The organism is Caldisphaera lagunensis DSM 15908 (assembly GCF_000317795.1).
Lineage (GTDB): Archaea > Thermoproteota > Thermoprotei_A > Sulfolobales > Acidilobaceae > Caldisphaera > Caldisphaera lagunensis.
This window is the reverse complement of record NC_019791.1, coordinates 990,331-1,003,346: the sequence shown is the minus strand read 5'-3', so window position 1 is coordinate 1,003,346 and position 13,016 is coordinate 990,331. Positions and strand designations below refer to the sequence as shown.

14 protein-coding genes are annotated in these 13,016 nt (G+C 30.8%); 3 read left to right on the top strand and 11 right to left on the bottom strand.

The window, feature by feature from the left end; genetic code table 11:
• Positions 1-462 precede the first annotated feature (462 nt).
• Positions 463-981, bottom strand: a complete 519-nt coding sequence (locus tag CALAG_RS04805) for a hypothetical protein (RefSeq protein ID WP_015232609.1) — start codon at positions 979-981, stop codon at positions 463-465.
• 55 nt (positions 982-1,036) lie between these two features.
• On the opposite strand from CALAG_RS04805, the gene CALAG_RS04800 reads away from it, so the two are divergent.
• Positions 1,037-1,813: an SDR family oxidoreductase gene (locus CALAG_RS04800; RefSeq protein ID WP_048816766.1), complete on the top strand. Its 777-nt coding sequence runs from the start codon at positions 1,037-1,039 to the stop codon at positions 1,811-1,813.
• A 340-nt stretch (positions 1,814-2,153) separates the two neighbouring features.
• Positions 2,154-3,209, top strand: coding sequence for a DUF1152 domain-containing protein (locus CALAG_RS04795; protein ID WP_157463200.1), 1,056 nt, complete (start codon positions 2,154-2,156; stop codon positions 3,207-3,209).
• A gap of 1 nt (position 3,210) precedes the next feature.
• On the opposite strand, the gene CALAG_RS04790 is transcribed toward CALAG_RS04795, so the two are convergent.
• Positions 3,211-3,564 (bottom strand): hypothetical protein, encoded by a 354-nt coding sequence (locus CALAG_RS04790; protein ID WP_015232606.1) that lies wholly within the window; start codon positions 3,562-3,564, stop codon positions 3,211-3,213.
• Positions 3,565-3,728: 164 nt separating this feature from the next.
• On the opposite strand from CALAG_RS04790, the gene CALAG_RS04785 reads away from it, so the two are divergent.
• The gene (locus CALAG_RS04785; protein ID WP_015232605.1) at positions 3,729-3,899 is read left to right on the top strand and encodes a ribbon-helix-helix protein, CopG family; all 171 of its coding nucleotides are present in this window, start codon (positions 3,729-3,731) and stop codon (positions 3,897-3,899) included.
• A 22-nt stretch (positions 3,900-3,921) separates the two neighbouring features.
• Here the strand turns inward: CALAG_RS04785 and CALAG_RS04780 are convergent, their stop codons facing one another.
• From CALAG_RS04780 to tldD, 9 genes are all read right to left on the bottom strand, one after another.
• Entirely contained in the window at positions 3,922-4,830 is a 909-nt protein-coding gene (locus CALAG_RS04780) for a succinate dehydrogenase/fumarate reductase iron-sulfur subunit (RefSeq protein ID WP_015232604.1), read from the bottom strand.
• 11 nt (positions 4,831-4,841) lie between these two features.
• Positions 4,842-5,195, bottom strand: a complete 354-nt coding sequence (locus CALAG_RS04775) for a succinate dehydrogenase hydrophobic anchor subunit (RefSeq protein ID WP_015232603.1) — start codon at positions 5,193-5,195, stop codon at positions 4,842-4,844.
• Between the two features lie 6 nt (positions 5,196-5,201).
• Positions 5,202-5,711 (bottom strand): succinate dehydrogenase/fumarate reductase transmembrane subunit, encoded by a 510-nt coding sequence (locus CALAG_RS04770; protein WP_015232602.1) that lies wholly within the window; start codon positions 5,709-5,711, stop codon positions 5,202-5,204.
• Between the two features lie 11 nt (positions 5,712-5,722).
• Complete coding sequence (locus tag CALAG_RS04765) at positions 5,723-7,474, bottom strand: succinate dehydrogenase/fumarate reductase flavoprotein subunit (RefSeq protein ID WP_015232601.1); 1,752 nt, start codon at positions 7,472-7,474, stop codon at positions 5,723-5,725.
• Between the two features lie 132 nt (positions 7,475-7,606).
• Entirely contained in the window at positions 7,607-8,026 is a 420-nt protein-coding gene (gene gcvH, locus CALAG_RS04760; protein WP_015232600.1) for a glycine cleavage system protein GcvH, read from the bottom strand.
• 239 nt (positions 8,027-8,265) lie between these two features.
• Entirely contained in the window at positions 8,266-9,345 is a 1,080-nt protein-coding gene (locus CALAG_RS04755; protein ID WP_015232599.1) for a radical SAM/SPASM domain-containing protein, read from the bottom strand.
• A 141-nt stretch (positions 9,346-9,486) separates the two neighbouring features.
• Positions 9,487-10,329: a hypothetical protein gene (locus CALAG_RS04750; protein WP_015232598.1), complete on the bottom strand. Its 843-nt coding sequence runs from the start codon at positions 10,327-10,329 to the stop codon at positions 9,487-9,489.
• A gap of 41 nt (positions 10,330-10,370) precedes the next feature.
• On the bottom strand, positions 10,371-11,627 hold the full coding sequence (locus CALAG_RS04745; protein WP_015232597.1) for a TldD/PmbA family protein: 1,257 nt from the start codon (positions 11,625-11,627) through the stop codon (positions 10,371-10,373).
• Positions 11,620-12,966: a zinc metalloprotease TldD gene (gene tldD, locus CALAG_RS04740; RefSeq protein ID WP_015232596.1), complete on the bottom strand. Its 1,347-nt coding sequence runs from the start codon at positions 12,964-12,966 to the stop codon at positions 11,620-11,622. The genes CALAG_RS04745 and tldD overlap by 8 nt, the downstream gene beginning before the upstream one ends.
• Positions 12,967-13,016 lie beyond the last annotated feature (50 nt).

Sequence of the window (13,016 nt, the reverse complement as noted above, 5' to 3'; positions counted from 1 at the left end):
TAGAATATAATTACTATTAAACCTATCTCTATATTGTAAAATTGTGTGTAAATACGAATATTAAATTTAACTGGATGGGGATTAAGGGGGAGAAAGTCTCCTTCCTCGAGGAAGAGGATATATACCCCCCTTATAGAAAGTTTTTTATTATAATTCATCAATTCTGGGGAAAAATATTAGGCCTCGGCTGAAAGCACTGGGTCATACTCTAGGGGCTGGGGATTAAGCCTGTGGAGAGAAAACTTTGTAATCTCTCTTAATGGGACATAACAAGACGGTTCCGTTCTATGGAAACTCTACTTTGGGTGTAGGGGGATTGAGGTTACTCCTAGAATCATGAAATTCTATGCTAGATCGGGATTCCCCATCAGTCATAGGAAGTAGTTCAATGTTATTAATAACCATATTTTAAAATATTTAGATGCCTCTTATTGGTTAAACCATCTTTATTACCAAAGTTTTTTAAAAACAATTGTCTTGTAACTCAAATACTATGCTCTCATAACCACTAATTTTCATTCCTTTTTGGATGAAGATAAAAGAATAGTTACCATAAATATCGTAGATACCTTGAGAATCAATCTTAATAAACTTTCCACACCTAGGGAGAATCCATGTAACAAAATAGTCATATTCTGCGGTTGTTTCTTCATATATATTCTCATATGTGTTTTTTCCCTTAATCAAATTAAAAGGTATTTCAATATAAAAAACAACGAAGGAAATTTTTGGTATCTTATATCCTATCTTTGCATATTTGATAACAGGAAAAACATGATTTCCGTTGATTATGGTTTTCTCAGTGTTTATTTCCTTTTGCATTTCTTCTTTTAATCTTTTCTCTTCATTAATTTTATTACTTTGTCTTTTTATTAAGTTATAATATTCTTTGTTCGCATCATAATAATCAAACATTATTGTGTAGTGTATAGACTCTTTTGCCACATTAAATATTCCAGTCCCATAAATCGGTATAGCCATATTTAAAACCTCACTTTTTTAATTTTTATTTATATCCTATTAATTGGTGATAATTATGAATAATAAATGTAATGCTTTGGTAACAGCTTCTACCAAAGGCATAGGATTTCAAGCTGCATTATCTTTAGCTGAAAAAGGGTGTAATGTGGTAATAAATGCAAGGAATTATGATGAAATAAAAGAAGCTAAGAAAAAATTGAAAAGAGGAAGAAATAAAGTATATGGAATTAAAGGGGATTTATCTAAGAAAAATGAGATAGATAAGATATTAGACAAGGCATTACAGAAGTTAGGTAGCATTGATGTAGTAGTAATGAATTATGGAAATCCTAAATGTGAACCATGTAATCTCGTAGATGCAGATTATAATGATTGGCTATATGCATTTAATATGTATATTTATTCTACAGCTGAGGCCATGAACTATTTATATAAACATAATGAGAGGAAAGTAAATTTTATAATAATATCTAGTTTTTCCATATATTCCCCCATGCAATCAACAGCGTTATCTGATATAATTAGGATTAGTTTATTGTCTTTAGTAAAAACGTATTCAAAATATTATTCAGATAAAATAAGAGCTAATGCTCTTTTACTGGGTAGTTTTAAAACAGAAGGAGCAGAGAATTTAATAAAAAAGCTTTCTTCAAACATGGGCATAGATGAGCAGGATTTTTGGGATAAATATGTTAAATCGTTATCGCCATTAAATAGATTAGGAAGGTTTGAGGAACTTAGAGATGTTATATCTTTTCTGGCTTTTTCACCAGAATATTTGATGGGCTCGTTATTATTATTTGATGGGGGTTCTTTAAACTGCATTATCTGATAAAAAGAACGACAAGCCTTGCCTTAAAAAGTCAAGGTAGAATTTTGTGAACTATCCTGCCTTCACTAACGGAGCATCCCCACCTCGCGGAAGGGGACTTTCCCCCTTAACCCCCATCTAGTTAAATTTTTATCACTCTTTCTTTTAGGAGAGGCATAACAGAGTAGTTCTCATAAAAGGGAGTAACACCCAAGATCATGGCATAACATCGTCCTTTTGGGCTGGTATGATATTATACTACACCTCTACTATGTATTTTTTCATAATAGAAAATACATAGATGAAGATTAAAAAAGAAAGACTAAAAAATTTTAAAAATAAAATTAATATGGTGTATAAAATGGACGAAAAAATTGAAGGTAGAACTTATAAAAGCCTAGAGTCTGCAGTAAAAGGTAAAAATGTATTTGTTTTTGGAGCAGGCGGTGGGGGAGATATTGTTGGTGCTTATTATATATCAAATAAAGTAAAAAGATTTGGTGGAAATCCTTTAGTAGGAAGCGTTGTATGGGAAAGGTTTTCTGTAGATCCTTATCCTGGTCCAATTCCTTTAGAAATGATGGTTAATGTAGATCCGATAGGTTTTTCATCAGCATTAGTTAATTCAGATTCTTATGCTTTAAGATATGGAATGGAAATTGAACCTCAAATAACCAAATTTGTAAAGCTTATAGGGGAAAAGGCAGTATTTATTGATTTAACAAAAGGAACTGAAGGAGTTATAAGAGCTTTATATGATATATCTCAAAATTTTGATATAGATTTAATTATAGGAGTTGATGTAGGAGGAGATATTTTAGCTTTAGGATGTGAAGAAAATTTATGGAGTCCTTTGGCTGATTCAATATCATTAAGCGCTTTATATAATATAAATATGGATAGCTTATTGGCTGTATATGGCCCAGGAGGAGATGGGGAGTTAGAAACAAACACTATTTTAAAATACATTAGTGATATTGCTAAAGAAAATGGGCTAATAGAAATATTGGGTATGAATATGGAAGAAGCAGAGATCCTTGATAATTTAGTAAAGCATGTAAATACAGAAGCCTCATTAATACCTTTGATATCGTTTAAAGGTGAATATGGTAATAAGATGATAAGGAACAATACAAGAAATGTAATGCTTTCTCCTATATTATCTACATCTTACATATTAAATGTAGATATTGTTTACAAAAGGAGTGAATTACCAAAGTTAGTTAAAAATACAGGAGGTATTGGGCAAGCTAATCAGGCACTAAATAATCATTGCATATATACTGAGTTAGATTTGGAAAATGACTTGATGAAGCTCAGAGGGGAATCATCAAATAATCCAATTAATTTAATTGAGCTAAGAGATCAAGGTATAAGGAATCTAATTAAAAGAAACTGTAACCCTATAAAATGCTAAGTTATGCTTCTTGCTCTTCACTTTGTTGTACAACTCTCTTTTTAGTTTTATATTCTGTTAATAAATCTTCTAAGCTATCTATTCTTTGGATTAGATAATCTAGGGTTTCTTCTATCTGTCTATACTTTCCTTCCAATAATGTCATCTTAACTCTTACATCTTTTTCAACTTTATCTAATCTATTAGACAAATTTGCAATTATTAGGTTATCTTCGTTTTTATTTGAGAAACCACCTTGTAAACCTGTTTTGATATAGAGTTTTATTAAATCTGTTATCTGAATTCCTATTTCATCTGATTTGTTTTTGAGTTCGCTATACATTTGGTCACTTATAGAGAGATGTACTGTAGGCAATAGTAGTCTCCTCCTATTAAGAGTAGTACTGCAGGAGCCCTAATATATTAATATGCTCTCTGTATTCCTATTGTAAGAATGCTCTTGATAAATGTATTCCGTATTCAATAAAACTCTTCCTTGTATTATAGGAATTGGGTGTTACTGAAATAGGTGATTGATAGATGAAGGTGGTATCGTTTAAATTGGAAGAAGATTTGTTAGAGATTTTAGAGGAATACTCAAAGAAAAGGAATGTACCTAAAAGCGAAATAATAAGAAGGGCTTTGCAGAACTATATTATGGCCGATAAAGATAAGCCCTTTGTAACAAAAAGAATAAAAATATATACTTAAAATTTAAAAAGGAAAATAAAAATTATTCTTTAGGCATTTTGATTATTACAGGTTCTTTCTCCATCTGTTTCAAATCCACTCCTGGTAGTGTTGTTGCTTCAGGAGGTAATGGAACTCTTTCACCTTTTTCTGGTGGAGGAGGTAAGGGTTGTGATGACTTCTTCTTATAGAGTCCTAATCTATATTTAAATAATTTGCTACGTAATCCTTGAATCGCACCGGCAGGGTCTACAGCTTTTGGACAAACGGCACTGCATGTTGCTGCAAAATGACATCTATGGCATCCATGCTCAGTATCAATTATTGCAAATCTTTCTTTATGCCCCTCATCTCTTATATCATTGATGAACCTATATGCATACATGAGAGCCTGTGGACCTAAATATTCAGGATCTGCTGCTACTACTGGACAGGAGGAATAGCAGAGACCACAAAAGATACAATTGCTGAATTGCAAAACGTCAATGAATTCTTCAGGATTCATCTTTAGATGGCCTTTTGGATTTTCTTGTTCTTCAGTATCTTTTCTTATTAGATATGGTTTAACGCTTCTATGTTTGTTGAAGAAGTCTGAAAATTCAGTCATTAGATCTTTTACAACTGGAAAGTTTGGCAATGGCTCAACCGTAATTACATTTCTTGCATCACTTGCAACTTGGGAAACCTGGGTTTGGCATGCTAACATTGGTGTTCCATTAATGCTAACTCCACAGCTTCCGCAGAGACCCATCCTACAGCTATATCTTATAACTAGTGTATGATCTATTTTTTCCTTTATTTCTAATAATGCATCTAACATTGTCATTCCTTTATGTGTTTCCACCTTATATTCCTGCCACCAAATTCTTTTTGTTTCTGGATTATACCTCCTAACCCTTATTATTACGACCTTTGGAGGAAGTTTTGTTGCAGCCTCAATATCTAATGCCATCCTTTCTCACCTCATATTGGGGGTAATTTTATTATTGTAAGAGCTGCTATAGCTGAAAAAACAATAAATACTATCCAGAAAAGAACATTTATTATTTTGTTATAAGTTTCTCCTTGATGTAATTCAAACAGCATTCCTCTTACACCATTTAATCCATGGAATAGAGCAACCCATGCCAAAAGCAATAATGCCCAACCAGCTTGTTGATATTGATTATAAACGAAAGAGCTCGTTAATGTTTGATCAAAGGTAGAGACATTAAATAGCCATGGTAGTCTTTGTAACAAATGATATCCTAATAAGAATATAAGAAGTATAGCAGTTATATACTGCCAAACCTGGATATTAGATGCTTTTCCTGCCATCTTTTATCACCCAAAAATTAAAAAGGCTGAAAAAGCCCACAATACTATGGCAACAATAAATTCAATATATAGCCATGTTCTTTGAGGCGCATTTAAAGTGGGTGCTTCATAAGGTGGCTTTGGTTCAACGGGTTTTCCAATACCTACTCCAAAGAATTCTGTTAATAATAATCTAAATCCATTTAATGCATGGAAGAAAACAGCGCCTGCGACTATCCACTCACCTAATTTAGCCCACCATGCCGATTCTATACCCATTATATATGTCCATGCTGCCCATCCAGAATAGCCATGTATTGGGTAGTATTGAGTCCAAACTGGTGAATCAGTTTCTAAAATGTGAGCTAATAAGAATGCTATAATTATGAAGCCAGTAACTCTATGCAATACAAATGCAACCCTCTCAGGGTTATTTTTAGCACGAATTAACCAAGGATTTAAACTAGCTCTCCAAAAGCCTTGTCTATTTTCCATTTCTATATTTTTCTTACCAAAATATTCTTCTTTTTCCGACATAATAACACCCCCTAATATTTCCTTTCAACGGGCTTCCAAGTATTTATTGTAACAGGAGAATATAATATTGAGACATCATCATTCCCATTTCTTATAACTAATGTATGTTTAAGCCAATTGTTATCATCTCTCTTCGGGAAATCTGTTCTGAAATGAGCACCCCTACTTTCTTCTCTATTTAAGGCAGCCTTTGATATCATTAATGCATTATCTAATAAGTTCATTGTTTCAATTGCAGCAACTAAGTCAGTATTATAAATATAACCCTTATCTTCAATGTATGCATTATTAATAAACCTCTTCCTTAATTCTAATATCTTTGATAGACCTTCTTTCATACCTTTATCATCTCTAAAAACATAGAAATCTTTAGACATCGTTTCTTGCAATTCATGTTTTATTCCATATGAAGGTTCCCCGCTTTCCCTCTTTAACAACCCCCATACCCAGTCCTCTTCTTGTTTTGTCCTCTTAGGATCTGGACCATCTGGGAAATCTGAATTTAATGCATATTGAGCAGCAAGCTCCCCTGTTATTCTACCGCTTGTTAAACATTCTGCAGTGCTATTGCTTCCCAATCTATTTGCACCATGTATTGATGCTGCACTTGCCTCTCCAGCTGTAAATAGACCTCTAATCCAATTTCCATGCTCATCTAAAACCCTATAATATGGATCTGCATTAATACCACCCATATGATAGTGCATTGATGGGAAAACTGGCAAGGGTTGTTCAACAGGATCAATACCATCATATCTTATAGCTATTTCTCTTATAGATGGTAATTTATCATTTATTTTTTCTTCACCTAAATGAGTTAAATCCAATAATAAATATGGCATTCCAGAGGCTTCATCTATAAAAGCTCTCCCTTCTAAATACTCCTTTACCATACATCTGCTAACAACATCCCTTGGTGCTAGTTCTTTCATTTTTGGAGCACAATCATTTCTTAACATAAACCTTTCTCCTTTATTGTTTAATAAAACACCTCCTTCCCCTCTAGCACCTTCTGTAATCAAGATACCGTTTGGAACTAAACCAGTCGGATGGAATTGAACGAATTCAGGATCCTTTACAGGCACACCTGCTCTAAAGGCCATTGCAGTTCCATCGCCAGTCGCAGAATGCGCATATGTTGTAAATGTATATAATCTTCCTACTCCTCCTGTTGCAATTATTGCTGCTTTGCTCTTAAATAAATACAATTTACCATCTTTCATGTTTATCGCATATAACCCTTTATAAACTCCATCTTCAACAACAAAGTTTGTTGCAAACCATTCATCATATCTTTCCCATTTATCATATTGCAACAATTTATTATATAAAGTTCTTAGTTCAGCATGACCTACTTTATCTCCTGCATATGTTGCCCTCGGAAAAGTTAAGCCTCCAAATGGTCTTTGAGCAATTCTACCATCTTCTCTTCTACTCCAAGGCATACCCCAATGATCTAATAAAAGAATTTCTTCCGGCATAAGTTTAACAAAGGTCCATACTGCATCTTGATCTGCTAAGAAATCACTACCCTTTATTGTATCCCATGCATGTAATGCTAAGCTATCCCCTTCTTCAGGATATAAAACGGCTGAGGTTCCTCCTTCTGCAGAAACGCTATGACTTCTCATTAAATGTATTTTGCTTACGACTCCAACATCTAATTTATCCCCATATTTTCTCTTTATTTCTACCGCAGCCCTTAAACCGGCAAGGCCGGCACCTAAAACTATAATATCATGAGTTATAGTTTCTACTGTCAACCCGGTGTACGCCTCTTAATTCACAATTATTATCATAAATATCCGAATTTAAAAGGTCTATTATAACACTTGTATAATACAATATATTAATTAATAATATAATTAAAGAATATATACACTATAAAATTGTTATTATTTCCTTTTTGCTATATCATCAACATATGACTTATGATCTAAGAATTCATTTTTATCAATGCTTTTTGCCTCTATTAAGGCAATCCATCCATTATCATATGGTTCTTTATTAATTAATTCTGGTTCATCCAATAACCTTTCATTTACATCTAATACTTTTCCTTCTATTGGTGAATATACTTCAGCTGTTGCTTTAACTGATTCCAATACTGCTAATGTACCGTTTTTATTTATGTTTGACCCTTTCTTGGGTAAATCAACCCCTACAATATCTTTCAATTGTTTTTGAGCATAATCTGTTATACCTATTCTTATTTTATCTCCTTCAAATTTTACCCATTCATCACTTTTTGTATATAAAAGAGAATCGTCAATTATAACATTTTGATTACCTACCTTAACTTGATACCTACTCATAATTTTCACCTCTTTTTATTAGTAAGTTTAAAATTTTAAACTTTAGATTAGCTTTTTATTTTTAATAATAGTTACATAGAATAATTAAAGATTGATGTTTTTATTATATAGCTAAGTTGAATAAAGCTAAAAGAAAATCTTGAGCATATAAATTTGGGTTAAATAAATTAATCTATGATAAGAAATTCAATTTATTCATAAGAAGAGAGTGTATTTTATTTAAAGATAACGAAAAGAAATCAAAAGGGACAATTAATATCTTTTTTGCTATTAAAAGCCCTAGCGAAGCATCCTCCTTGGCATAACGAGTTTATAGAGCAACTTTTACATTCCTCCTTCTCCATATACCATTTATTCCTAAATCTTGTGAAACCTTTTTTCCATATTTCTCTCAGATCATCTTTTAATGCATTTCCTTCTTTAAATAAAGGATTTATTAGGAGTTCACATCCATAAATATCTCCATTAGCATCTATAATAAACCTAGATCTACCTGCAGGACATGAGTAGTAATTATTTATTTTATTCTTTAAAGAAAGATAAACATCAAATAAGTTATCAATGAAAAATCTAAAACCATTTGTTGTTATCTTTATTTTATATTTTTTATTTAATAATCTAAGCTTATTATAAACTTGTATTGCGGACTCTCTTTTTAATAAGACATTATTTATTTTTGCTCTTCCAAATTGTTGTACAGGTGAAAAATTTATAGATTTTACATTTAATTCTTCAGCAATTTTAATCATATCTTCAATGTAATCTTTATTCTTTTCTGTTATAACATAACTTAACGATGTTGGTATATTTTCATTTATTAAATTCTTTACCCCTTCTATTGCTAATTTGAAGGAATTTTTACCTCTTATTAAACTATTTATTTCTTCATTAGGCCCATCAATGCTTATTTGTATTTCATTAATATTTGATTCTTTCAATTTTTTAGAAACTCCCTTTGTAATAACCGTTCCATTGCTACTTAGGCTTGTATATAATCCTAGAGATGTGGAATAAGAGATTATATCAAAAATTCCATGTTTTAATAAGGGCTCCCCTCCTAATATATACAATACATTTGTACCTATATCATTAAGCTTATTTATAACTAGTTTCCATTCATCTTTATTAAGTTCATCATTTAATGGACTTCCTGCTGAAATATAACAATGTGTGCAATTTAAATTGCATTCCCTAGTAATATATATTGTTACTTGATATGGGCCTTCTGACATAAGATATTTTCCATCGTTTTCTAGATGGGATAAAGGTGTTGCAGGACAATCTGTAAGAAATGCCTGCTCATCAAAGGTTAGGTACATTATTGTCTCCTATTATACTTTTAATAAACGAACCTTTAATAATGAATAGCTATAAATGTAAATATTTTATTTATAAAAATAGGTAGGAGGCCTAAAGAAAAAGAATAATCTTATATTTATTAAATTTGAATAAATCTAACATCATTTGATGCTTTTTATTAATTTATTATATAAATCATCAATAGAAAATAAAATGTTTTCAGTTTTTATACCTTCTATTTCAATTTTTTTAATTCTTGCCTTTATTCCATAAAAATACACTTCATTAACTGGAGTTCCTTCTAATGCTAAAATAGAAGTTATTGGTTCCATTGGAGGAGAAGCATAAAAATTGCCAGTTATTAGAACCTTGTCTATGTAGTTTTCTAATAATTTTGCGGAGAAGTTTACATAAAAACCTTCATTTCTTGATGAAGAATTGAATTCATAATCTTTATTCCCATAACTTATCCAGCTTTTCTTTAGATACGAGTCTGAGGAATATTTATTAGGTATAACATTTATCATTTCTTCATTTACATTATTTATATTACTTTTCAAACAATACTTTATATCATTTAGGTTATTGTTAGTTATTATTTCAATTACACTTATATTACCTATTTTTGTTATACCATAAGCAAGTTTTTTATCTCTAGAAATAGATAAACCTCCATATATTTCTGTTCCAGATATACATTTTGAGAATAATTTAGCTCTTTCGTTAACTTTTTTAAGAGTTTCAACCCTATTTGTTAGTATACTTAAGTATACATAATTTTCATAAAAATCTATTTTTGGCCCTCCAGTAATTCTTCTATATGTATTTTCTCTACCTTCATATTTGTAATATAGACCTATAGAATTTCCATCGTCTTTTAAATGAGTTAAAAATAAATATGTGGAACCAGGTTCCTTAAATAAATTCCCTATGAGTTCTTCATTAAATGCTTGAGATTCATTAAATTTTATGTTTTTTTCATTTATAAAAAATTTAGCAGGCAAATTTTCACCATATAAATGTATCTATTAGAAAGTTATTTGCTTTATGCCAAGCTTAACCCCGTTACTATCATCTTTCCAGAATAAACTTTATTATATGATGATACATCTTTTGTAAACCCTAAAACATTATTGATGAGCTGTTTTATGTTTCCTGAAACAATTATTTCTCTGAATCCTCCATCTTTATCCCATGCAACATTTGCTGAAACACTAAAGTCTCCTGTTTCAAAATTGCTAGTATGTACTCCTTGGACTTGATCTATATAAATTGCGTCGCTATCTTCATTTATTATTTTCCCTTGAAAAACCAAGTTGCTTGTAGAAATTACAGGTAAAGAAGTAAATGCTCTAAAAGCTGAATGTGTATTATCCATGTTTGCTTTCTTAGACCAATAAGTATTAGATAAGAATTTTTTGAAAACTCCTTCCTTAATTATTTCAGTTTTCATAGATGGTAGTCCTTCTGCATCAATTTCTCTTGACCAAGGCAAGTAAGGATTTAATGGATCATCAACTATAGTTACTTTTGATTCAAAATAGTCATTTAATTTAAATGGCGTCCTATTCCTATAATAACTTTCTAAACTAATTCCATGATTAATTAATGGGACAACAAGATCATCTAACGCTTTTTGAGTAAAAATTACATTGTATTGCTTCTTTTTGTTTTCAAACTTCCTTCTTTTCTTCATTATATCTATCTTAAATGTAAGATCATTTAATAATTTTTCTATATTAATATCATTAAAACGCTTTGATGAAATACCCTCAAAAATCTCAGGTCCTACTTCATCTCCCAAATAATTAGCAACTGCCCCTACGTATATAAATGATGTCTTTGAATTGACATTTAACCCATTTGTATTCATTATTTCTATTATTGTATATCCAGCAATAGCTCTTTGGTTTATAAAATTAAGTTTATCTGATATAGATCCTAGAGATTCCATATAGTATTTTAGTTTATCAATAGGGTTATATATTTCTTCATCAAATATACCATTTAATCTTGTTACTTCTTCTTCGTTTGGAAGGTAATTAGCGTTATCTTCTTTAGATGCATTTGATGAACTAACAGCAAGTTCATATAAATCATCAGAAATTTTATTCCCATAAGAAAATCCTAATTTTTTATTTTTTATTATTCTTAAGCCATAACCGTCTTCTTCATATGTCATACCATGTTGTTCATTTTTATCATTAGCAATTTCAAATATTTTTATTTTACTATGAAAAATTTCAGCATCAATTTTATCATTTAAAGCCTTTTTTATAATAAAGCTTAATTCTTCACTCATTTACACCACCAACTTTAATTTTTTCAACCTTAACATATGGACCACCAGTACCTACATAGACTCTTTGACCCATTTTTCCACAAACACCAGGCCAAACAGCAAAATCTTTTGATATGTCAGAAATTTGAGATAATGTATCTAATGTATAACCTGCTATTCCAACGTTTCTTAAGGGGTATTTAATTTCGCCATTTTCAATTTTATATCCTTCTTCTATGCCAAATTGAAAAGTACCATCAGAACTAGTTTGACCTCCTAATACCGAGCTCATTAAATATCCTTCTTTTATATCTTCCATCATTTCTTCTAAGCTTGATTTTCCTGGTTTAAAATATGTATTTCTCATTCTTATTAAAATACTGCTCCTAAAATCTTCGGATCTTCCATTTCCCGATGGTAATTCGTTTGTATAGAAAGCATAGGTTCTGTTATTCATAAATTCTTTAACAACACCATTCTCAATAATTTTAACTTCCCTACCTTCTACTCCTTCATCATCATAAGGAGTTATCCCAATAGCTGTTGGATATTCTAAAAATGGTGAATCGGAAACATTTACAAATTCTTTAGCAATTTTCTTCCCTTTCATTTTTCCTAAAACTCCAGAAGCTGCTAAATCTGCTTCAGCTAAATGACCAAGAGCCTCATGAGCAAATACACCACTTACTTCAGGAGATAAAATAACTCTAGCTTCACCAGCTTTTGCAGGTTTTCCTATTAGTTGCTTTGAAACTCTATTCAATACTTTTTCTATAGATTCATTTATATCAAAAACTTCTAATGGATATCCTAAGTATGTAGAAAGAGAAATATGGGCGCTTGCATTTATATCGTTTTCTTTAGCAACAACTGAGATAGACAATGAGGTTATCTTATAATTAACCTCAATATACCTGTTATCACTGCTTGCATATCTTTTTTCTATTGAGTTTTCTGAAAACCTTATGTTAACTGATTTTATTCTTTTATCTGATTTAAATATATCATCTTTTATTTTTGATATATCATAAATTATCTCTTCAGGTTTCTTATAGTTTGGGTATTTTTCTTTAATAATAATTCTATCCTTCTTTTCTTTAAGTTGATACACCTTAGTTTCTCCTTTACCTATTGCAAGAGATATTACATCTTTTAGATCTACATTTTCAAGATTTGTTGTAAACTTGTATCCAAAATTTCCTTTATATAATGCCCTTAATGCATACCCTTCAGATATACCATTATTTGTTATTATATTTCTTATTTCACTACTATCAGCTACCAAAGTCTTTATTTTCATATATCTAATGTCAGCAAAATCAGCACCTAGAGATAAAAGTGTGTTTACTTTATCCTCCAATCCAACCCCAAGAGAACTTATAATTATCTGGAAATTAATAAGTTTATCTT